The sequence below is a fragment of the Pseudomonas sp. AC532 genome (genome assembly GCF_979258965.1).
This window is the reverse complement of record NZ_OZ409888.1, coordinates 1,970,391-1,989,204: the sequence shown is the minus strand read 5'-3', so window position 1 is coordinate 1,989,204 and position 18,814 is coordinate 1,970,391. Positions and strand designations below refer to the sequence as shown.

Genomic DNA, 18,814 nt, shown 5'->3' with positions numbered 1-18,814 from the left:
AGTGGTGGAGCCGGGGGGATTTGAACCCCCGTCCGCCAGTTCTCCACTGTCGGTACTACATGCTTAGCCGTGTCTATTGAGTTAATCCTCAGCCGCCCGACGGGCAGGGTGCTTTGGACGAGTTGTGTAAGTTTTAGCCGCTTCGTCCACAACGTACTACGCGGCGATCCTGTTCTGCATGACAATCACTTCGGGTTTACAGGCATCCCCTAGTGATCGCTGGAGCCGAAGCTACCAGAAGGACTAGTCGCGCCGCTTACGCAGCGAGAGCGTAGCCCTCGTAGTTTTCGTCATTGGCAACTATAGAAAGTTGCAACAGTGGATTTACGACTTCTGTTACCAAGTCGGCATGCACCTCGAGCTTCGCTACCGGCGTCGAATCCTAATCGGCCCCGAAACTTGCAAGAAGCGCAGTGTACGCGAAAGGTCGCGTGGAGTCGACCGGGGCATGCACTGCGCCGCTGAATCATGCCTGCATTACAGCTGGCCGGACTCTCTATCAGCTGGTTGCGCCGCTGCCGTCGTCGCCAGGCGCGTCGAGCAGTTGCAAGGCACGCTCGGCGTGGGTGCCACAGGATTTCAGGTCGCCAGCAGCCTGGGCATCGGTTGCTTGCTTTTTGGCTTCTTGTACCTGGCTTTTCAGCGGCTCGGAAAGGGTGGCTTTGGTGGCCACGGCATTGTCGAGTTTCTGCAGGTTGACGGTGCACAGGTCATCGGCTGCGAAGGCTGGTGCAGCCAGTACGGCGGCAATGACGAACATGGATACGCGCTTCATGTGGTAATCCTCTCATCACGAATAGGTTCCCGGTGCCGCCCTGGTCGAGGGTGAGGAGAGCCGGGAGCGACCCACCCAATCATTTGGGCTTACAGAACCTGACTGGCCGTACGCAACGGCGGTTCAGTGTTTTTCTGCTGGCGGATCGCCTGCATCAAGTTGGTGCGGGCGTATCGACAGGGTCGGCGTGCACGAGCACTTCTGCCTGGCCGAATTCGCCTCGAATGGCGTGCTCGACTCGTTCGCACTGCGCGTGGGCTTCGGTGAGGCTGAGGTCGCCCGGCAGGTCGACGTGCAGTTGCACGAACCAGCGCGTGCCGGACAGCCGCGTGCGCAAGTCGTGGATGCCAATGACGCCGGGCACCGCGCGGGCCAATTCGCTCATGCGCGTGCTGACGTCGGCGGCGAGTTCCTGGTCCATCAACACGCCGACCGACTGGCGGGCGATGCTGAAGGCACTCCACAGGATGTAGGCGGCGATGGCAATGGCGAACAGCGCGTCGCCCTGCTGCCAGCCCAGGTAGGCGAGCAGCAGGGCGAGAAGGATGCTGCCGTTGAGCAACAGGTCGGAGCGGTAGTGCAGCGAGTCGGCGTGGATTGCCGTGGAGCCGGTCTGGCGCACCACGTGGCGCTGGAACAGTAGCAGGGCGATGGTCAGCGCGATGGACAGGAGCATCACGGCGATGCCCAGTGCCTGCGCGGTGAGCGGTTCGGGCTCGCGCAGACGCTCGAAACCCTGCACCGCGACGAGAATGGCGCTGGCGGCGATGAACAGCGCCTGGCCCAGCCCGGCCAGCGCTTCGGCCTTGCCATGACCGTAGCGGTGATCGTCATCGGCGGGCCGCAGGGCGATGTTCACGGCGATCAGGTTGAGCAGCGAGGCGGCGCTGTCGAGCAGCGAGTCGGTCAGACCGGCGAGCAGGCTTACCGAGCCACTGGCCCACCAGGCAATTGCCTTGCAGAGCACCAGTGTGAGCGCCACGCAGAGGGCGGCGGCGGTAGCCTGACGCATCAGGCGGGCGTGCTGGCGGTCGCGGGTCATGGGGTGTCCGAACGGTGCGCCAAGGGCAGCCCGTCAGCGCGACGGGCTGCCGGAGAGCATCAGGCAGCGGGGCGCAGGCCGTAGGCCGCCAACTGCTCGCTGCTGCCGCTGTGCTGGATCAGGCGTGGGTCGTCGAGCGGCAGGCTGTGGCCGGTTTGGGTCTCGATCAGCGCCTTGAGCTTGGCGGTGTCGACCTTGCCGTCGGCGCCGACCACGTCCTGTAAGGAGTCCGGGTTGACCTGGGCGCTGAGGCCGCCTGGCAGGTAGATCGCGCCCGTGGCGAAGTCGACGCCGAAGGCGATCAGGCCGGGGATCACGTAGAACAGGATACCGATGGCGTTGAGGCCGACGATGACCGGGTCGACGCGGCCTTCGATCTGCCCACGGCGATCAGGGTAGAAAATGGTGCCGCAGGCCGTGAGCTGAGTGACCAATGTGACGGCGAGAACGCCGCCGATAACGCGGGATTTCGTGCGCATCGAGCACCTCCAGGAAAAGTGGACGCCACTATAGCAAGGCGTTGATTGCAAAGCTGCTGTGGCGCTGCGAATACGCAGCGTTCGATGCCATCTGACCGGCGAAGCACAGAGGCGGTTCGCCGTATAATCGTCGGCCTATGATGGAGCCTCGATGAATACCCTGCCGATCGATTCCCTGCTGCCTGACCTGTGTCGCGCCCTGGCCGAGCGCCATGAGGTGGTGCTCGAAGCGCCGCCAGGTGCGGGCAAGACCACCCGCGTGCCGCTCGCGGTGCTCGACCAGCCGTGGCTGGCGGGGCAGCGCATCATCATGCTCGAACCTCGCCGGCTGGCCGCGCGCGCCGCGGCCGAGCGGCTGGCCAGCGAGCTGGGCGAGGCAGTCGGCGAGACGGTGGGGTATCGCATCCGCCTGGACAGCAAGGTGGGCCCCGCCACGCGAATCGAGGTGGTGACCGAAGGCATCCTTGCCCGGCGCCTGCAGGATGATCCGGCGCTGGAGGGCGTGGGCCTGGTCATCTTCGATGAGTTCCACGAGCGCAGCCTGGACGCCGATCTGGCCCTGGCGCTGACCCTCAATGGGCGGGCGATGTTTCGCGGCGCAGACAGTGGCGAGGCGCCGCTCAAGGTACTGTTGATGTCCGCCACGCTGGAAGGCGAGCGCCTGGCCGGCCTGCTCGATGAAGCACCGGTGCTGCGCAGCGAAGGACGCATGTTCCCGGTGGAGACCCGTTGGGGAGCGCCCTGGCAAGCGGGCGAGTGGCTGGAGCCGAAAGTGCTGCAAACGGTACTGCAAGCGTTGGCCGATGAGCCGGGCAGCCTGCTGGTGTTTCTGCCTGGCCAGGCGGAGATTCGCCGGCTGGCCGAGCAACTGGGCGAGGCGCTGGCAGGCCGACCCGACGTACGCGTCTGCCCGTTGCACGGTGAGCTGGAGCTCTCGGCTCAGCGCGCGGCCATCGAGCCGGCCCCGGCCGGGCTGCGCAAGGTGGTGCTGGCCACCAATATCGCCGAGACCAGCCTGACCATCGACGGCGTGCGCGTGGTAGTGGACGCCGGCCTGGCGCGGATACCGCGTTTCGACCCGGGCAGTGGCATGACGCGCCTGGAAACCCAGCGCATTTCCCGGGCGTCCGCCACACAGCGCGCCGGCCGTGCCGGTCGCCTGCAGCCGGGCACGTGCTACCGGTTGTGGTCGCAGGCGCAGCATGAGCAGTTACCTGCCTATTCCTCGGCGGAGATTCTGCAGGCAGACCTGGCGGGCCTGGCGCTGCAGCTGGCGCGCTGGGGCGTCGAGGTGGCGGAGCTGGTGTGGCTCGACCCACCGCCTGCTGCCGCTTATGCCCAGGCCCGCGAGCTGCTGCAGCGCCTCGGCGCACTCGATGCGCGTGGCGTGCTCACCGCGCACGGCCAGGCCATGGCCGAGCTGCCGGCGCATCCGCGCATCGCTCATCTGTTGCTGCGCGGGCAGGCTCTGGGCCTGGGAGAGCTGGCCAGTGACCTGGCCGCGTTGCTGGGCGAGCGGGACATCCTGCGAGGCGGCGGTGCCGACCTGCATAGCCGGCTGGCTTTGCTTTCGGGTGAGAGCAGGGCGGCGCGCGGTGCTAATGGCGGGGTACAACGCGCCCGGCAGTTGGCCAGGCAGTTTCAGGGCTACCTGCGCCGCGTACCGGTCAGCGAGCCTGTGAATGATCCCGGGCACGCCCGCTGGCTGGGCGCGCTGCTGGCCTTCGCTTACCCGGACCGCATCGCCCGCCAGCGGCGCGAGGGCGGCGCCGAGTACCGCCTGGCCAATGGCCGCGCCGCGCTGTTCAGCGAAGCCGACGGGTTGATGAAGCACGCCTGGCTGGTGGTCGCCGACCTGGGCAGCCGTCAGGGCCAGCGCGAGGAGCGCATCTACCTGGCCGCCGAGCTGGACCCGGCGCTGTTCGACACGGTGTTGGCCGAACAGGTGAGCAGCCAGGATCTGCTCGAATGGGATGAACGCGAAGGCGTCCTGCGCGCCGAGCGGCAGCGCAGGGTCGGTGATCTGGTGCTGAGCAGCGAGGGGTTGCCGGGGCTGGATGCCGAGGCACGCACCACCGCGTTACTCGGGTTGGTGCGACGCAAGGGGCTGGCGCTGCTGCCCTGGACGCCGGAGCTGCGCCAGTGGCAGGCGCGGGTGATGCTACTGCGTGGGTTGGATATGCAACAAGGCAAGAGCGAATGGCCGGATGTCTCGGATGCGGCACTGCTGGCCAGCCTGGAAACCTGGCTGGCGCCGTACCTGGGCAAGGTCACCCGGTTGAGCCACTTCGGCAACCTCGACCTGCCAGCGATGCTGCAAACCCTGCTGCCCTGGCCGCTGCCCCAGCGCCTCAACGAATGGGCGCCGCGCAGCCTGCCAGTGCCGTCCGGCTCGCGCATCGGGCTGGATTACAGCGAGTACCCGCCCGTGTTGGCGGTGCGCTTGCAGGAACTGTTCGGCCTTGCCGAGACGCCGCGCATCGCCAATGGTCGGCAGCAGGTCTTGCTGCACCTGCTGTCACCAGCCCGTCGCCCGGTGCAGGTGACCCAGGACCTGGCTAATTTCTGGCGCACCACCTATGCCGAGGTGAAGAAGGATTTGAAGGGGCGATATCCGAAACACTACTGGCCCGACGACCCGCTGATCGCCGAACCGACGGCTCGGGCCAAGCCGCGGAAATAACAACAATCGTCTAGCCTAGGCGGCCGGGATGTTGCCGAGGGCGTTAACGCGTGGCCAGCCCGACCACCGGTATGCGTTCGGCTGGAAATGGCTGAACAACCACCTTGTGCACCCCAGGCATTGCGCGCCAGGGCCGGTGTGAAAAGCGATGCACCGTAGCCTGGCGTTGAGCGAAGCGATACCCGGGAGAACGCCGGGCGCCGCGGACTCAAGCCAGGCTACGGGCTAAAGGCCAGTCTCGATAATGCTCAGCGCACCAGGCAGGGCTTCTTGTTATCGAAGGTCCAGCCGCTGATCAGGTACTGCATGGCCACGGCGTCGTTGCGCGCGCCCAGGCCCATGCCCTTGTAGCACTCGTGGGCCTTGGCCACGGCGTCCATGTCCAGCTCCACGCCCAGGCCCGGCTTCTGCGGCACTTTGACCAGGCCGCCTTCGATGCGGAATGGCTCCTTGGTCAGGCGCTGGCCGTCCTGCCAGATCCAGTGGGTATCGATGGCGGTGATCTTGCCTGGTGCCGCGGCGGCGACGTGGGTGAACATGGCCAGCGAGACATCGAAGTGATTGTTCGAGTGCGAGCCCCAGGTCAGGCCCCAGTCGTTGCACATCTGCGCCACGCGCACCGAGCCCTGCATGGTCCAGAAATGCGGGTCGGCGAGGGGAATGTCGACCGATTGCAGCTGGATCGCATGGCCCATCTGCCGCCAGTCGGTGGCGATCATGTTGGTGGCGGTCGGCAGGCCGGTGGCGCGGCGGAATTCAGCCATTACCTCGCGGCCGGAGTAGCCGTTCTCGGCGCCGCATGGGTCTTCGGCATAGGCGAGAACATGGTGCTGGTCGCGGCACAGGCGGATGGCTTCCTGCAGCGACCAGGCGCCGTTCGGATCGAGGGTGATGCGCGCGTCCGGGAAGCGCTCGGCCAGCGCGGTGACCGCTTCGATCTCGTCATCGCCGCGCAGCACGCCACCCTTGAGTTTGAAGTCCTTGAAGCCGTAGCGCTCGTAAGCGGCTTCGGCCAGGCGCACCACGCCCTGGGCGTCCAGCGCCTCTTCGTTACGCACACGGAACCAGGCGTTGTCGGCATCGGCTTCCTGGCGGTAGGGCAGGTCGGTTTTCGTGCGGTCGCCGATATAGAAGAGGTAGCCGAGCATCTCCACTGCATCGCGCTGCTGGCCTTCGCCGAGCAGGGCGGCGACCGGTACTTCCAGGTGCTGGCCGAGGAGGTCGAGCAGGGCGGCTTCCACGGCGGTGACGGCGTGGATGGTGATGCGCAGGTCGAAGGTCTGCAGGCCACGGCCGCCCGAGTCGCGATCCGCGAAGGCCTGGCGCACCTGGCCAAGGAGTTTCTGGTACTGGCCGATGGATTGGCCGATCAGCAACTGGCGTGCGTCTTCCAGGGTCTGGCGAATGGCTTCACCGCCGGGCACTTCGCCGACGCCGACATGCCCGGCGTTGTCACGCAGGATCAGCAGGTTACGGGTGAAGAACGGCGCGTGCCCGCCGCTCAGGTTGAGCAGCATGCTGTCGTGGCCGGCAACAGGGATGACCTCGAGCGAGGTGATGACTGGGGTGCCTGTATGAGTGTTGTTATTGTTCATCGCTTGACTCCTGTTGCCGTCGTCGGCGTTGCGGATGGTCTGGCTACCTCGCGGGGCAGCGGTTTGATCGAAAGATAACGTTATCATCATAAACAGATAACGTTATCATTCAAGTGCAAAATTTGCGGATTGGCGGTTGCAGAGGATGCTTTTGAGGCGATTGGTGGCGGCTGGAAGGCCCCGGGCTGATGGCGGTCATGGGGGGCAAATCTGATTCGGATGGATCACTCGCCAGCGAGCGCTGCGGCACCGAGGTGTTCGCGAATAGGGGCGACGTCAATCGGGTAGGAGCGCCAACCCGGCATGAATGCGGTTGTGGTCACTCTCCATCTCTGTGGTGTGACCAACATTCGCCGTGGGGTCGCGGCTCCTGCAATGAGATTGTGGCCACTGCGAAGAGTCGTGTTGTTACCCCAGTTCGTCCACATGCGGGGCCGACCACACCCCTAGGCAAGGGGCGTCGCTGACAGTGAGTCTGCTACGCGGGGAACGTGGATCGTTTTCCAGATGGGACCTGGGGTGATACCAGCTTGCTTGCTGCCGGGTATCGCTGCGCTCAGCCCAGGCTACGGGCAGCCGACTTCCATTCAGCCCGTACTGCTGCGCTCGATGATCGCAAACCCGGTATCCAGGCTGCGCTCCGCTCCTTGACCGTCGAAGCGGCGCAGCAAGGCCTCGGCGACCTGGCGGCCCATGTCGGTGGCATTGACGCTGACGGTGGACAGCGCCGGATCGGCGAACTGGCCGTTGAGGGTATCGCCAAAACCCAGCACGGCGACGTCTGTCGGGACGCTCAATCCCCGGCTGGCCGCCTCCACCAGTACGCCAAGGGCGACGGTGTCCGAGCTGCAGAAGATGAAGTCAGGGCGTTCGCCGGCATCCAGAAGGTTGGCCAGGCCCCTGCGGCCAACTTCCCAGGTGGCCGGCAAGGGCAGGGTCTGTACCGCCACTTGGTCGAGACCCAGCCCTGCCAGGCGCTCGATCACTGCATTGCAGCGGCGTTGCGCACGCGGGTCATCGACGCCGATCACCGCCCAGCGCCGGTAGCCGCTGGCGAAGAAGTGTTCGGCCACCGCGGCGCCGACCTGCTCGTGCGAGAAGCCTACCTGCATGTCCAGGCCGTCGTCGCTGAGGTCCCAGGCTTCGACCACCGGAATGCCGGCGGAAGACAGGCGCTCGCGGCTGGCCTGGGTGTGGAAGGTACCTGTCAGCACGATGCCGTCCGGACGGCGGCCGAGGATCGCCGCCAGCAGCGCTTCCTCGTGTTCGGGCGTATATCCGCTCGGCCCGACCAGGGCGTGATAGCCGGCCTCGGCGAGGCGGTCCATGATCGCCTGCACGACGCTGGCATAGATCGAGTTGGCGATGGTCGGCAGCACGATCGCCACCAGGCGGCTCTTGCTCGTCGCCAGGCCGCCGGCCATCAGGTTCGGCACGTAACCCATGGCGCGTACCACTTCCAGCACGTGCGCGCGGGTGGCGTCGCTGACCAGCTCCGGGCGCTGGATCGCCCGCGACACGGTGATCGGCGATACGCCAGCCCTTAGCGCGACATCCTTGACCGTGATCGGCAGGTCACCGAGCTCACCGCGGTCTTTGGCCAGTTCTCTGCGCGATTTTCGTGCCACGGGTTCTTCTCGATCGATGCGATGGGTCGCGGCAGGTTACGGCAGCGGTGCGGCATTGTCGCCGGTGCGCAGCATGAACAGGCGGAACACCACCACGGTGGTGAACAGCTGGCAGAGCCCGAGCAGCAGGTCGAGCGCCAGGCGGCCGGGTGGCTCACTGGCGATATCGCCAGCCAGCAGGCCGAGTCCCCAGGTCGGCACCATGACCAGCAGCACGCAGGCGAGGATCGGCCAGAAGTGCCCGTGGGTCAGTTGCAGGCTTTGCTGCAGTGCTTGCAGGGGCGACAGCCCGCGCAGCACCAGCAGGTAATCGGAGAACACCAGCCGCACCATCAACCACAGCCCCGGCAGAATGAACAGCGAAGCGCCGAGCATGATCAGCAGGGTGCCGATGCCGGCCAGCAGCACGAAGCGCGGCCACAGGCTCAGGCTGGCCACGATCAGCGCGCCCCTGGCGGGTTGCTCGCCACGGCTGCGTGCATCGATGAAGAGGATCAGCGCCGCGCTGTACAGCGGATAGAAGCACAGCCCGAGCAGCACGTCGTAGAGCGGCAGCTTGGCTGCATCGACCAGACTGTCGAGCTGCTGGCGGATGAGCGCTTCGGCGAGCACGAAGGGCAGGCACAGCAGGACGATTTGCAGCAGGTTGTGCCGAAAGAAGAACCAGGCGTCACGCAAGGCGTCGAGAGGATTCATGAGCGTCGCAGCCAGAAAAACAGGCTGCCATGATACGAGGGCGTCGGTTTCGCGGCCAGCGAGGATGCACGCCTGTCGCCCTTCGGCCGCCGCTTTCGACCTGGAGGGGCCTGGGCTGGCATACTGGCAGGCCGTGCACTCCGCGCGGGCCCTTGTGAGGATGTCCGGTGAAGAAAATAGCCGTGTTCGCCGACGTACAGAATCTCTACTACACCGTGCGCCAGGCCTATGGCTGCCACTTCAACTACAGCGCACTGTGGGCCGAACTCGCCGCTGGCGGCGAAATCGTCGAGGCCTATGCCTATGCCATCGACCGCGGTGATCCCAAGCAGCAGCAGTTCCAGCAGATCCTGCGCAACCTTGGCTTCACCGTGAAGCTAAAACCTTACATCCAGCGCAGCGACGGTTCCGCCAAGGGCGACTGGGACGTGGGCATCACCATCGACGTGATGGACGCGGCGGCGAATGTCGACAGCGTGGTGCTGGCCTCCGGCGACGGCGATTTCGATTTGCTGCTCGAGCGCATTCGCCAGCGTCACGGTGTCGAGGCCGTGGCCTATGGCGTACCCGGGCTGACCGCACAATCACTGGTGCGCGCAGCCACTCGTTATGTGCCCATCGATGGCCACCTGTTGTTGAAACACTGAGGCTTTACGTGAAACCCATTGCTGTCATCGACTTCGAAACCACCGGCATGTCGCCGGCCCAGCAGGCGCGCGCCACCGAGATCGGCGTGGTGATCATCGAGAACGGGCAGATCACCGCCCGTTACCAGAGCCTGATGAACAGCGGCGCCTGGGTGCCGCCGTTCATCGAGCAACTGACCGGCATCAGCAACGCCATGCTGCGCGACGCGCCGCCCGCCGCGGAGGTGATGCACGCGGTGGCCGATTTCGTCGGCGACATCCCGATGCTGGCGCACAACGCCTCGTTCGATCAGAAGTTCTGGGACGCCGAGCTGGGGCTGATCGGCCGCAGCCGCGTGCAGCAGTTCGCCTGCTCGCTGCTGCTGTCACGGCGCCTGCTGCCCGGCGCACCCAGCCACAAACTGGGTAACCTCAACCGCTGGGCGCGCCTGCCGGATACCGGCAAGGCCCACCGTGCGCTGGCCGATGCGGAGATGGCCGCCAACCTGACCCTGCACCTGTGCCGGGTATTGCGCGAGCAGTATGGGCGCAGGGCCGTCGATCACGATTTTCTGCGTCAGTTGCAGGGCATGTCTGCAGCCAAGGTGCGTGCGCTGCTCGATGCGGTCGTCTAGGCACCGGTTTGCGAGTATAGGATAACAAATAGTTCTCATTTACTTTGCTTGAGGGCGCTCTCTATACTGCCGGCCCCCTGACGGCTGCCGCTGTCGTGACCTGGCCGAGGTGTAGAGAATGGAGTGGGGCGGAATCAACTTGCGCTGGGCCTACACCGACCTGCTCCTGAGCCTGAGTCGGCGCACCCACTGCGTGCAGCGTGCCTATGACGTGCTGCACGATTCCTTCATCCGCTTCGTCCTGGCCAGCCAGCGCAGCGCCATCGAGCAGCCCAATGCCTACCTGCGGCGCATCGCCCATTGCGTGCTGATCGATCATTACCGCGACGCCTCGCGCTACCTGCCGCTGCCCGATATGGACGCCGAGCCGCGCATGGAGGCGCACGACAGTGCAGCCTTCGTGCCGTCTGCCGAGCACCTGGCCGATCTGCAGCAGCGCCTGGATGCCCTGCAACGCATTCTCGACTGCCTGCCGCCGCGTTGCCGCGAGGTGTTTTGGCTGGTGCGTATCGAAGGGCACCGCCAGGTGGACGTCGCCGCCATGCTGGGGATCAGCATCTCGATGGTCGAACGCCATCTGGTGCGCGCCTTGCTGGACCTGCACGAGGCCCGCGAGCTGCTCTGCCCATGAGTGCGCGACGCCGCGAGGCCGCACACTGGTTCGCGCGCCTGCTGGAGTTGCCGGACGAGCACCCCGAGCGGCAGGTGTTCGCCAACTGGCTGGCCGCCGATCCGCGCAATGCCCAGGAATTTCACAGCTTCAAGCGTCTGTGGGGCGACTTCTCCAGCACCGACCAGACCCGCGCCCTGGCCGGTGCCATGGAAAACGTCGGGCGCCGGCGACTGCTGCGCAACGGCCTGCTCGGGGGGCTGCTGCTTGGAGGGCTGGGTACCTGGCTGCTGGCCGCTCATGCCGCGCGTCAGGAGCTGCAGCTGTTCACCGGCATGGGGGCGTTGCGCCGCATGCGGCTCGCCGACGGCAGCGACGTGCAAATGGATGCCGACACACGCCTGCATGTGCTGTTCGATGGCCAGGTGCGGCACCTGACGCTGCTGCGCGGCCGGGCGATCTTCGATGTGCGCCATGATCCGCAACGCCCGTTCGTGGTGGATGCCGGCGAGGCCCAGGTGAGGGTGCTGGGTACCTGTTTCGTGGTCGAGCGCTTCGAGCGGCGCGTGCAGGTTGCCGTGGCCCGCGGCCGGGTGGAGATGGCGGCTGGCGGGCAACGGCTTGAATTGGTCGCCGACCAGGTCGGCCTGTATCGCGTCGAAGGCGGTTTGCAGCGCTCCGAGCGCACCGCCGCTGGTGCTTTTGGTTTCAGCAACGGCAGCCTGTTGTTCGAGCAGGCCGATCTGGCGGAAGTGCTCGCCGGCCTCTCCCGCTACCGCGCAAAACCCCTGCGCCTGGAGCACGCCGAGGCGACGCAGCGCATCACCGCCGTGGTCCAGGTCACCGATGTCGAGGCATTCGTCCAGGCGCTCCCGCAACTTGCCCGGGTACGGATACAGGAGCGGGCCGACAGCACGCTGGTGCTGGCGCGGTGATTTTTTTCACCTGAGGGGTTGGGGTTTTTGCCGGCTGCCTCGTCATGGGGTATCCGAGCATCATCAAGAGAGCCATTCATGCTGCGCACCTCCCTGAAAACCTTGGTCACCGCGAGCGCTCTGACGCTGGCGCTGGGCGCGTATGCCGCTCCCCTCGAACTGGATCTGCCTGCCCAGCCCCTGGCTGCTACCCTCAAGCAGTTGGCCAGCCAGGCCGGCGTCACCCTGGCGGTCGATGATCGCCTGGTCGCGCGCCGCTCGGCGCCCGCGTTGAAAGGCACCTTCGCCGTCGATGAAGCCCTGAGCCGTCTGCTGGCGGGTTCCGGCCTGGTGGTGCAGCGCAGCGGCGATGTGTGGCTGATCATGGAAAACCAGCCGTCTGCCGCGCTCGACCTGCAGGCCACCACCATCAGCAGCGACCTGCCGAGCACCGCCACCGAAGGCACCGGCTCCTACACGGCCCGCGCGGTGACCCTCGGCAAGGGCGCGCAGTCGCTGCGCGAGACGCCGCAGTCGGTCAGCGTGATCACCCGCAAGCAGATGGACGACCGCAACTTCACCTCGCTGGACCAGGTGCTCTACAGCGCACCGGGCATCACTCTGCAAACGCGCAACTTCGGCGATCACCAGTACAACTCGCGCGGTTTCGAACTGGGCGCCGATGCCTACCTGGTCGATGGCATGCCCGGTGTCATCCACAGCCCCACTGGCTGGATGACGCCGGATACTGCCGTCTATGATCGCGTCGAGATCCTGCGTGGCGCCGCCGGCCTGCTGGTTGGCAATGGCAACCCGGGCGGCGCGGTCAACCTGGTGCGCAAACGGCCGACTGCCGAACCGCGGTTTTCGGTGACCAGCCGAGCCGGCTCGGATGACTTCTACCGCGTGGACCTGGACGGCAGCGGCGCGCTGAACGAGGCCCGCACCCTGCGCGGCCGCGCCCTGGTCGCCTACGAAGACCGTCAGTATTTCTACGACCGCGAGGCCAGCCGCAAGCCACTGTTCTACGGCATCGTCGAAGCCGACCTCAATGACGCCTCGACCCTGTCCGTCGGCCTGCGCCGACAAACCAGCGTGACCACCGGCTATTCGATCTTCGGCCTGCCGCGTTACAGCAACGGCAAGGCACTGGACGTCTCGCGCTCCACCTCGCTGGCGCAGGACTGGAACCGCCACGAAAGCGAGCAGACCGAAGTCTTCGCCGACCTGGAGTATCGCCTCAGCGATGACTGGACCAGCAAGACCTCGCTGACCCGTGCCGAAGGCGGTTTCGACCAGCGCTCGGCATTGCCGCAGGGCGAGATCAATCCCGCCACCAACACCGGTTCGCGGCTGTTCCGAACGCTGTACCGCAGCGATGACGTGACCAATACCGGCATCGACAGCAATCTGTCGGGCAGCTTCGAGGCGTTCGGCCTGCGTCACACGCTGATGGTCGGCGGCAACTGGTCCCGCGAAGGGCAGTACAGCAAAACCGCCAATATCGCCACACCGAACGGCGTGGGGGCCATCGATGTGTTCAACCCGAATCCTCATACGCTGCCAAGACCGACGCGCACCGCGTGGACGGCCGTCAACGACAGCACTGAAACCCGTTATGGGGTCTACGGCAACACACGGCTGTACCTCAGCGAACCGTTGAGCCTGGTACTGGGCGGGCGCCTGAGCTGGTACGAGTACGAGACCGAAGAGATGCGCACGGGCGTCAAGGCGGGCAACCGTCAGGATCACGAGTTCACCCCGTTCCTGGGCATCATCTACGACCTCGATGAGCACTGGTCGTGGTACGCCAGCTACGCCGATATCTTCCAGCCACAAAGCGATTACCGCACGGCAGCCGGCGCATTGCTGGACCCGGCTGTTGGCGTTAACTACGAAACCGGTATCAAGGGCGAGCTGTATGACGGACGCCTGAACCTCTCCGCGGCGCTGTTTTACATCAAGCAGGATGACGTGGCGGCAGAAGACCCCAGCGGCGCGCTGTGCGAGGAGAACATCGATGGCCTCTGCTACCTCAACAGCGAAATCCAGCGCAGCAAGGGCTACGAGCTGGAAGCCAGCGGCGAGCTGTTGTCGGGCTGGCAGGTGGCGGCCGGCTACACCTTCAACCAGACCAGCAAAGCCAGCGGCGGCCCTACCGATTACCAGACGCCCAAGCACCTGCTGCGCGCCTCGACCACCTACCAACTGCCCGGCGCACTTAATCGCTTAACCGTCGGCGGCGCCGTTTCCGCGCAGAGTGGTTACAGCACCGATACGTATGGCCCAGAGGTGAGCAACGCCGGCCGCGCGGTCTACGACGCCTTGGCCACCTGGAAAATCGACCAGAACTGGACCGTCGGCCTCGACGCCAAGAATCTGTTCGACAAGAAGTACTACAAATCGGTGGGTGAGCTGCGCCGCGGTAATTACTACGGCGACCCGCGCAGCTACATGCTGACCCTGCGTGGGGAATTCTGAGCCGCTGCTGGATCACGTAGCCTGGCGTTGAGCGAAGCGATAGCCATATTTTGCATTTCCCGGGTGTCGCTGCGCTCGACCCAGGCCGCGGCTACGTGTTCGCCGCGCTGCAACTGCTGAGCGGGCGCTACCCGGACAGGATAAACTGTGCAGCATCTCCACTGCCCACCACGTTGCCCGCCATGACCTTCGCTTCCCTCGGCCTGATCGAACCCCTGCTGCGCTGCCTCGACGGCCTCGACTACAAGACCCCGACGCCCGTCCAGGCCCAGGCCATCGGGCCGATCATCAAGGGCCGCGACATCATGGCCGCGGCGCAGACCGGCACCGGCAAGACCGCGGCCTTCGCCTTGCCGATCCTGCAACGGCTGATGATGGAAGGCCCGGAGGTGGCCAGCAATTCGGTGCGTGCGCTGATACTGGTGCCGACCCGTGAGCTGGCCGAGCAGGTGCAGCAAAGCGTGCAGACCTACTCGCAATTTCTGCCGCTGCGCAGCTACGCGGTGTACGGCGGCGTCAGCATCAACCCGCAGATGATGAAGCTGCGCAAAGGCCTCGACGTCCTTGTCGCCACCCCCGGCCGGTTGCTCGACCTGTATCGCCAGAATGCAGTGAAGTTTTCCCAGTTGCAGGTGCTGGTACTCGACGAAGCCGATCGCATGCTCGACCTGGGCTTTGCCCGCGAGCTGGATGACCTGTTCGCCGCCCTGCCGAAGCAGCGTCAGACCTTGCTGTTTTCCGCCACCTTCTCCGAGGCCATCCGTACCTTGGCCGGCGAGATGCTGCGCGACCCGCTGAGCATCGAAGTCAGCCCACGCAACGCGGCTGCCAAGTCGGTCAAGCAGTGGCTGATTCCGGTCGACAAGAAGCGCAAGGCCGAGCTGTTCCTGCACCTGTACCGCAGCAAGAAATGGTCGCAGGTGCTGGTATTCGTCAAAACCCGCAAGGGTGTCGACGAACTGGAGCAGGAGCTGCTGGCCGCCGGCATCAAGGCCGATGCCATCCACGGCGACAAGCCACAGCCGACCCGCCTGCGCGCCCTGCAGCGCTTCAAGGCCGGCGAGGTCGACGTGCTGGTGGCCACCGATGTGGCCGCCCGCGGCCTGGATATCGACGACCTGCCGCTGGTGGTCAACTTTGACCTGCCCATCGTCGCCGAAGACTACGTACACCGCATCGGTCGTACCGGCCGTGCCGGCGCCACGGGCCAGGCCGTGTCGCTGGTCTGCGCCGACGAAGTGCAACTGCTCTCGGCCATCGAGGCGCTGATCCAGCAGATCCTGCAACGCGTCGACGAGCCGGACTTCATCCCCGACCACCGCGTGCCGCAGACGGTCGCCGGCGGCCTGGTGATAAAGAAGCCAAAGAAACCGAAAAAGCCCAAGGTGGTGGGCGGTGGTAAATCCGGCAGCCTGGGCCGTTGGATGGAAGCCGACGAACCGGCTGCGCCGCCGGTCAAGGCCGTGCGCAAGGTGCCGAGCTTTGGTGGCAAGCCGAAGGGCGGGCGTTAGTGCTGATACGCCGCGCCAGCGAGGTGGATGTCGACGCGATAACCGCGATAGTTCACGAAGCCTACGCCCCCTACATTCCGCGAATCGGCAAAGAGCCGGCGCCGATGCTCGATGACTATCGCCAGGTCATGGAGCAATGCAGGGTGTTTGTATTGGAATTGGACGGTGCGGTGAGGGGCGTCCTGGTGCTGGAGCATGAAGGCGATGTCCTGCATGTGCAGAACGTCGCGGTGTGCGATCAGGGCCGTGGCCAGGGACTTGGCAAGGCGCTGATTAGCTTCGCCGAACGTCAGGCTCGGGAGCTGGGTTGTGGGGCCATTGAGCTGTACACCAACGAGCTGATGACCGAGAACATCCTGTTCTACCCGCGTTTGGGGTATCGGGAAACTTCCCGGGCGGTTGAGGAGGGTTACGCTCGGGTGTTCTTTCGAAAAGCGATTTCTCCCGAAAGCTAGACAGTGCATTACGAAACAGCTCCTGGGTATCGCTGCGCTCAACCCAGGCTACATGTTGTTTTCCGCTCAGATGTTCTGCCCGATCCGCCATAGCACGCCGCTGGGGTCGAAGAGGATGAATTCGCGGATGCCCCAGGGCTGGTCTTCGGGGGCGATGGTGCGCACGCAGAAGCGTTCGGCGAGGTTTTCCTTTTGCACATTGGCCCACCAGGCTTCGACGTCATCGACCAGCAGGTGCATGACAGAGTTGTCCGCCTGTTCCTTCACGTAGAAATTCTGCAGCAGGAACGCGCAGTGCTCGCCGTTGCTGAAATAGCTCATTTCGTCCGACTGCCAGCCGGGCGTGAAGCCCAGGGCCGTGTAGAACGCCTGGCTGGGTGGATAGTCCTTGGCCAGGATGAAAGTCTTGAGCTGGACACTGGTCAGCATGCTGGCTGTTTCCTGATCCATGGATTATCGGTTTGTGGATTGCAGCCAGCGGACAATGCCCTGGCCGGCCACGCGGCCGCTGGCGAAGCAGGCGGTCAGCAGGTAGCCACCGGTGGGTGCTTCCCAGTCGAGCATTTCGCCTGCGCAGAAGGTGCCGGGCAGGGCGGTCAGCATCAGCCCTTCATCGAGTACCTCGAACGGAACGCCACCGGCGCTGCTGATCGCTTCCTCCAGCGGGCGTGGTTGGCGCAGCACGATCGGCAGGGCCTTGATCGATGCAGCCAGGCGCAGTGGATCGGCGAAGTGCTCGGCGGGGGCGAGCTCGCGCAGCAGGGCGGACTTGGCGCCATCCAGCCCGGCCTGGCGATGCAGATGCTTGGCCATGGAGTGTGAGCCACGTGGTTTGCTCAAGGCCTGGCCCAGGGCGTCTTCGCTGCGCTGCGGCAGCAGATCGAGGTGCACCGTGCAGCGACCGTCGCGGGCGATGCGCTGACGAATCCCGGCGGACAGCGCATACACCAGGCTGCCTTCGACGCCCGTGGCGGTGAGTACGAACTCACCCTGGCGCTGCGCTTCGCCTTGCAGGCCCAGGGCGACGTTTTTCAGCGGTGCGCCGGCGAACTTTTCGCGCAGCAGCGGGCTCCAGGCCGCCACGTCGAACCCGCAGTTGCTTGGCTGCAGCGGTGCGACGGCAATCCCGGCCTGCTGCAGGTGTGCTACCCAGCTGCCGTCTGAGCCCAGCCGTGGCCAGCTACCACCACCGAGGGCCAGCAGCACGGCATCGGCATGGATCGCCCGTTCGCCTTCGGCGCTTTGCACACGCAGGCTGCCATCGGCGTTCCAGCCCAGCCAGCGGTGCCGGTTATGCAGCTGCACGCCGGCTTCGCGCAGGCGTTTGAGCCAGGCGCGCAGCAGCGGCGCGGCCTTCATGTCGGTGGGGAATACGCGGCCCGAGGTGCCGACGAAAGTCTCGATACCCAGGCCATCAATCCATTCGCGCAGCGCATCGGCATCAAAGCCTTGCAGCAGCGCGTCGATCTGCGGCTGGCGCTCGGCGTAGCGGGCGACGAAGGCCGGGTAGGGCTCCGAGTGGGTGATGTTCATGCCGCCGACGCCGGCGAGCAGGAACTTGCGGCCCACCGAAGGCATGGCGTCGTAGAGGTCGACCCGCACGCCGGCGAGCGCCAGCGTTTCGGCGGCCATCAGCCCGGCGGGGCCGCCGCCGATGATGGCGACCGAGTGGGCGATGGGTTTGGAAGTATCGATCATGGTCGCGTCGGGCTGGGCAAAGCGCGAAGTTTACCCGAGCCCTAGCTGCTGCCATACCCGCGCAGCGCTGTGATGAAGAATGCCGTGACGTCGCGCCAGGGCGTGGCGATCCTTGCTATAGCCGCCACCGATCACGCCGACCACGGGGATGTCGCGGCCCAGGCAATGATGCAGCACGGCTTCGTCGCGAGCGGCCAGGCCGGCATCGGTCAGCTTCAGGTAACCGAGGGCATCGTCCTGGTGTACGTCCACGCCGGCGTCGTAGAGCACGATGTCCGGCTGGTACAGCGGCAGCAGGTAGTTGAGGCTGTCATCGACCACTTTCAGGTAATCGCTGTCGCCCATACCGCGCGGCAGAGGGATGTCCCAGTCGCTGTCGGCCTTGCGCGCCGGGAAGTTCTGCTCGCAGTGCAGGGACACGGTGACGGCGTTGTCCTCGTGTTCGAGCAAACGCGCGGTGCCGTCGCCCTGGTGTACGTCGCAATCGAAGATCAGCACGCGCTGCGCTTTGCCGCTGGCCAGCAGGTAGCGGGCGATCACCGCCAGGTCATTGAAGATGCAGAAGCCCGCCGGGTAATCGTAGTGGGCGTGGTGGGTGCCGCCGGCCAGGTGGCAGGCCAGGCCGTGTTGCAGCGCCTGTTCGGCGGCCAGCAGCGAACCGCCTACGGCGCGTACGGTGCGCTGCGCCAACGCCGGGCTCCAGGGCAGGCCGAGGCGGCGCTGGTCTTCATGACTCAGCTCGCCGCTCAGGTAGCGCTCGATATAGGCGGGGCAGTGGCAGAGGGCGAGGACCTCCGCGGGGCAGATCTCCGGGCGCAGCAGCTCCTGATCCCGGGTCAACCCGCTGGCTACCAGGTGGTCACGCAGCAAGCGGAATTTCTCCATCGGGAAACGATGCCCGTCGGGAAACGGCGGGCTGTAGTCGTCGTGGTAGATCAGCGGCAGCGGCATACAATCGTGGCGTTTGGTGGACCCTGGGCAGTATG

At 65.6% G+C, this 18,814-nt stretch carries 17 protein-coding genes and 1 other RNA gene; 8 read left to right on the top strand and 10 right to left on the bottom strand.

Translation table 11 applies throughout. The features are described from left to right. Positions 1–2 precede the first annotated feature (2 nt). The 4 genes from ssrA to pmcY all read right to left on the bottom strand — a co-directional run bounded on the left by ssrA (position 3) and on the right by pmcY (position 2,296). Positions 3–394: a transfer-messenger RNA gene (gene ssrA, locus ACZ0AV_RS09500) on the bottom strand. 105 nt (positions 395–499) lie between these two features. Then, complete coding sequence (locus tag ACZ0AV_RS09495; protein ID WP_499150812.1) at positions 500–775, bottom strand: PA2433 domain-containing protein; 276 nt, start codon at positions 773–775, stop codon at positions 500–502. 154 nt (positions 776–929) lie between these two features. Then, the gene (locus tag ACZ0AV_RS09490; RefSeq protein WP_499150811.1) at positions 930–1,817 is read right to left on the bottom strand and encodes a cation diffusion facilitator family transporter; all 888 of its coding nucleotides are present in this window, start codon (positions 1,815–1,817) and stop codon (positions 930–932) included. Between the two features lie 59 nt (positions 1,818–1,876). Further along, entirely contained in the window at positions 1,877–2,296 is a 420-nt protein-coding gene (pmcY, locus tag ACZ0AV_RS09485) for a periplasmic Zn2+ metallochaperone PmcY (protein ID WP_499150810.1), read from the bottom strand. A gap of 151 nt (positions 2,297–2,447) precedes the next feature. Between pmcY and hrpB the strand changes: the two genes are divergently transcribed. After that, the gene (hrpB, locus tag ACZ0AV_RS09480) at positions 2,448–4,979 is read left to right on the top strand and encodes an ATP-dependent helicase HrpB (RefSeq protein ID WP_499150809.1); all 2,532 of its coding nucleotides are present in this window, start codon (positions 2,448–2,450) and stop codon (positions 4,977–4,979) included. Between the two features lie 248 nt (positions 4,980–5,227). Here the strand turns inward: hrpB and gudD are convergent, their stop codons facing one another. The 3 genes from gudD to ACZ0AV_RS09465 form a co-directional block, all read right to left on the bottom strand. Next, positions 5,228–6,574, bottom strand: coding sequence for a glucarate dehydratase (gene gudD, locus ACZ0AV_RS09475; RefSeq protein WP_499150808.1), 1,347 nt, complete (start codon positions 6,572–6,574; stop codon positions 5,228–5,230). 587 nt (positions 6,575–7,161) lie between these two features. After that, positions 7,162–8,202, bottom strand: a complete 1,041-nt coding sequence (locus ACZ0AV_RS09470; protein ID WP_499150807.1) for a LacI family DNA-binding transcriptional regulator — start codon at positions 8,200–8,202, stop codon at positions 7,162–7,164. Between the two features lie 36 nt (positions 8,203–8,238). After that, entirely contained in the window at positions 8,239–8,898 is a 660-nt protein-coding gene (locus tag ACZ0AV_RS09465; protein ID WP_499150806.1) for a YciC family protein, read from the bottom strand. A gap of 167 nt (positions 8,899–9,065) precedes the next feature. Between ACZ0AV_RS09465 and ACZ0AV_RS09460 the strand changes: the two genes are divergently transcribed. The 7 genes from ACZ0AV_RS09460 (at position 9,066) to ACZ0AV_RS09430 (ending at position 16,130) form a co-directional block, all read left to right on the top strand. Further along, the gene (locus ACZ0AV_RS09460; RefSeq protein WP_499150805.1) at positions 9,066–9,545 is read left to right on the top strand and encodes an NYN domain-containing protein; all 480 of its coding nucleotides are present in this window, start codon (positions 9,066–9,068) and stop codon (positions 9,543–9,545) included. An 8-nt stretch (positions 9,546–9,553) separates the two neighbouring features. Beyond that, positions 9,554–10,159 (top strand): 3'-5' exonuclease, encoded by a 606-nt coding sequence (locus tag ACZ0AV_RS09455; RefSeq protein WP_499150804.1) that lies wholly within the window; start codon positions 9,554–9,556, stop codon positions 10,157–10,159. Between the two features lie 118 nt (positions 10,160–10,277). Beyond that, complete coding sequence (locus ACZ0AV_RS09450) at positions 10,278–10,790, top strand: sigma-70 family RNA polymerase sigma factor (RefSeq protein WP_499150803.1); 513 nt, start codon at positions 10,278–10,280, stop codon at positions 10,788–10,790. Beyond that, the gene (locus ACZ0AV_RS09445) at positions 10,787–11,704 is read left to right on the top strand and encodes a FecR family protein (protein ID WP_499150802.1); all 918 of its coding nucleotides are present in this window, start codon (positions 10,787–10,789) and stop codon (positions 11,702–11,704) included. Before ACZ0AV_RS09450 ends, ACZ0AV_RS09445 begins: the two co-directional genes overlap by 4 nt. Positions 11,705–11,782: 78 nt before the next feature. Beyond that, positions 11,783–14,164: a TonB-dependent siderophore receptor gene (locus tag ACZ0AV_RS09440; protein ID WP_499150801.1), complete on the top strand. Its 2,382-nt coding sequence runs from the start codon at positions 11,783–11,785 to the stop codon at positions 14,162–14,164. A gap of 182 nt (positions 14,165–14,346) precedes the next feature. Beyond that, the gene (gene rhlE1 / locus ACZ0AV_RS09435; protein ID WP_499153336.1) at positions 14,347–15,675 is read left to right on the top strand and encodes an RNA helicase RhlE1; all 1,329 of its coding nucleotides are present in this window, start codon (positions 14,347–14,349) and stop codon (positions 15,673–15,675) included. Further along, positions 15,675–16,130: a GNAT family N-acetyltransferase gene (locus tag ACZ0AV_RS09430; protein ID WP_499150800.1), complete on the top strand. Its 456-nt coding sequence runs from the start codon at positions 15,675–15,677 to the stop codon at positions 16,128–16,130. Before rhlE1 ends, ACZ0AV_RS09430 begins: the two co-directional genes overlap by 1 nt. Before the next feature lie 66 nt (positions 16,131–16,196). On the opposite strand, the gene ACZ0AV_RS09425 is transcribed toward ACZ0AV_RS09430, so the two are convergent. Genes ACZ0AV_RS09425 through ACZ0AV_RS09415 form a run of 3 tightly spaced genes read right to left on the bottom strand, consistent with a single transcriptional unit; the run spans position 16,197 to position 18,779 of the window. Continuing rightward, the gene (locus ACZ0AV_RS09425) at positions 16,197–16,559 is read right to left on the bottom strand and encodes a VOC family protein (protein ID WP_499150799.1); all 363 of its coding nucleotides are present in this window, start codon (positions 16,557–16,559) and stop codon (positions 16,197–16,199) included. 24 nt (positions 16,560–16,583) lie between these two features. Next, positions 16,584–17,828: a TIGR03862 family flavoprotein gene (locus tag ACZ0AV_RS09420; protein WP_499150798.1), complete on the bottom strand. Its 1,245-nt coding sequence runs from the start codon at positions 17,826–17,828 to the stop codon at positions 16,584–16,586. 30 nt (positions 17,829–17,858) lie between these two features. After that, complete coding sequence (locus ACZ0AV_RS09415) at positions 17,859–18,779, bottom strand: histone deacetylase family protein (protein WP_499150797.1); 921 nt, start codon at positions 18,777–18,779, stop codon at positions 17,859–17,861. Positions 18,780–18,814 lie beyond the last annotated feature (35 nt).

Excerpts from the sequence above, each read along its gene's own strand:
- ACZ0AV_RS09495 (WP_499150812.1), bottom strand. The coding sequence starts at position 775 with ATGAAGCGCGTATCCATGTTCGTCATTGCCGCCGTACTGGCTGCACCA.
- ACZ0AV_RS09490 (WP_499150811.1), bottom strand. The coding sequence starts at position 1,817 with ATGACCCGCGACCGCCAGCACGCCCGCCTGATGCGTCAGGCTACCGCC.
- pmcY (WP_499150810.1), bottom strand. The coding sequence starts at position 2,296 with ATGCGCACGAAATCCCGCGTTATCGGCGGCGTTCTCGCCGTCACATTG.
- hrpB (WP_499150809.1), top strand. The coding sequence starts at position 2,448 with ATGAATACCCTGCCGATCGATTCCCTGCTGCCTGACCTGTGTCGCGCC.
- gudD (WP_499150808.1), bottom strand. The coding sequence starts at position 6,574 with ATGAACAATAACAACACTCATACAGGCACCCCAGTCATCACCTCGCTC.
- ACZ0AV_RS09465 (WP_499150806.1), bottom strand. The coding sequence starts at position 8,898 with ATGAATCCTCTCGACGCCTTGCGTGACGCCTGGTTCTTCTTTCGGCAC.
- ACZ0AV_RS09450 (WP_499150803.1), top strand. The coding sequence starts at position 10,278 with ATGGAGTGGGGCGGAATCAACTTGCGCTGGGCCTACACCGACCTGCTC.
- ACZ0AV_RS09445 (WP_499150802.1), top strand. The coding sequence starts at position 10,787 with ATGAGTGCGCGACGCCGCGAGGCCGCACACTGGTTCGCGCGCCTGCTG.
- ACZ0AV_RS09440 (WP_499150801.1), top strand. The coding sequence starts at position 11,783 with ATGCTGCGCACCTCCCTGAAAACCTTGGTCACCGCGAGCGCTCTGACG.
- rhlE1 (WP_499153336.1), top strand. The coding sequence starts at position 14,347 with ATGACCTTCGCTTCCCTCGGCCTGATCGAACCCCTGCTGCGCTGCCTC.
- ACZ0AV_RS09425 (WP_499150799.1), bottom strand. The coding sequence starts at position 16,559 with ATGCTGACCAGTGTCCAGCTCAAGACTTTCATCCTGGCCAAGGACTAT.
- ACZ0AV_RS09420 (WP_499150798.1), bottom strand. The coding sequence starts at position 17,828 with ATGATCGATACTTCCAAACCCATCGCCCACTCGGTCGCCATCATCGGC.
- ACZ0AV_RS09415 (WP_499150797.1), bottom strand. The coding sequence starts at position 18,779 with ATGCCGCTGCCGCTGATCTACCACGACGACTACAGCCCGCCGTTTCCC.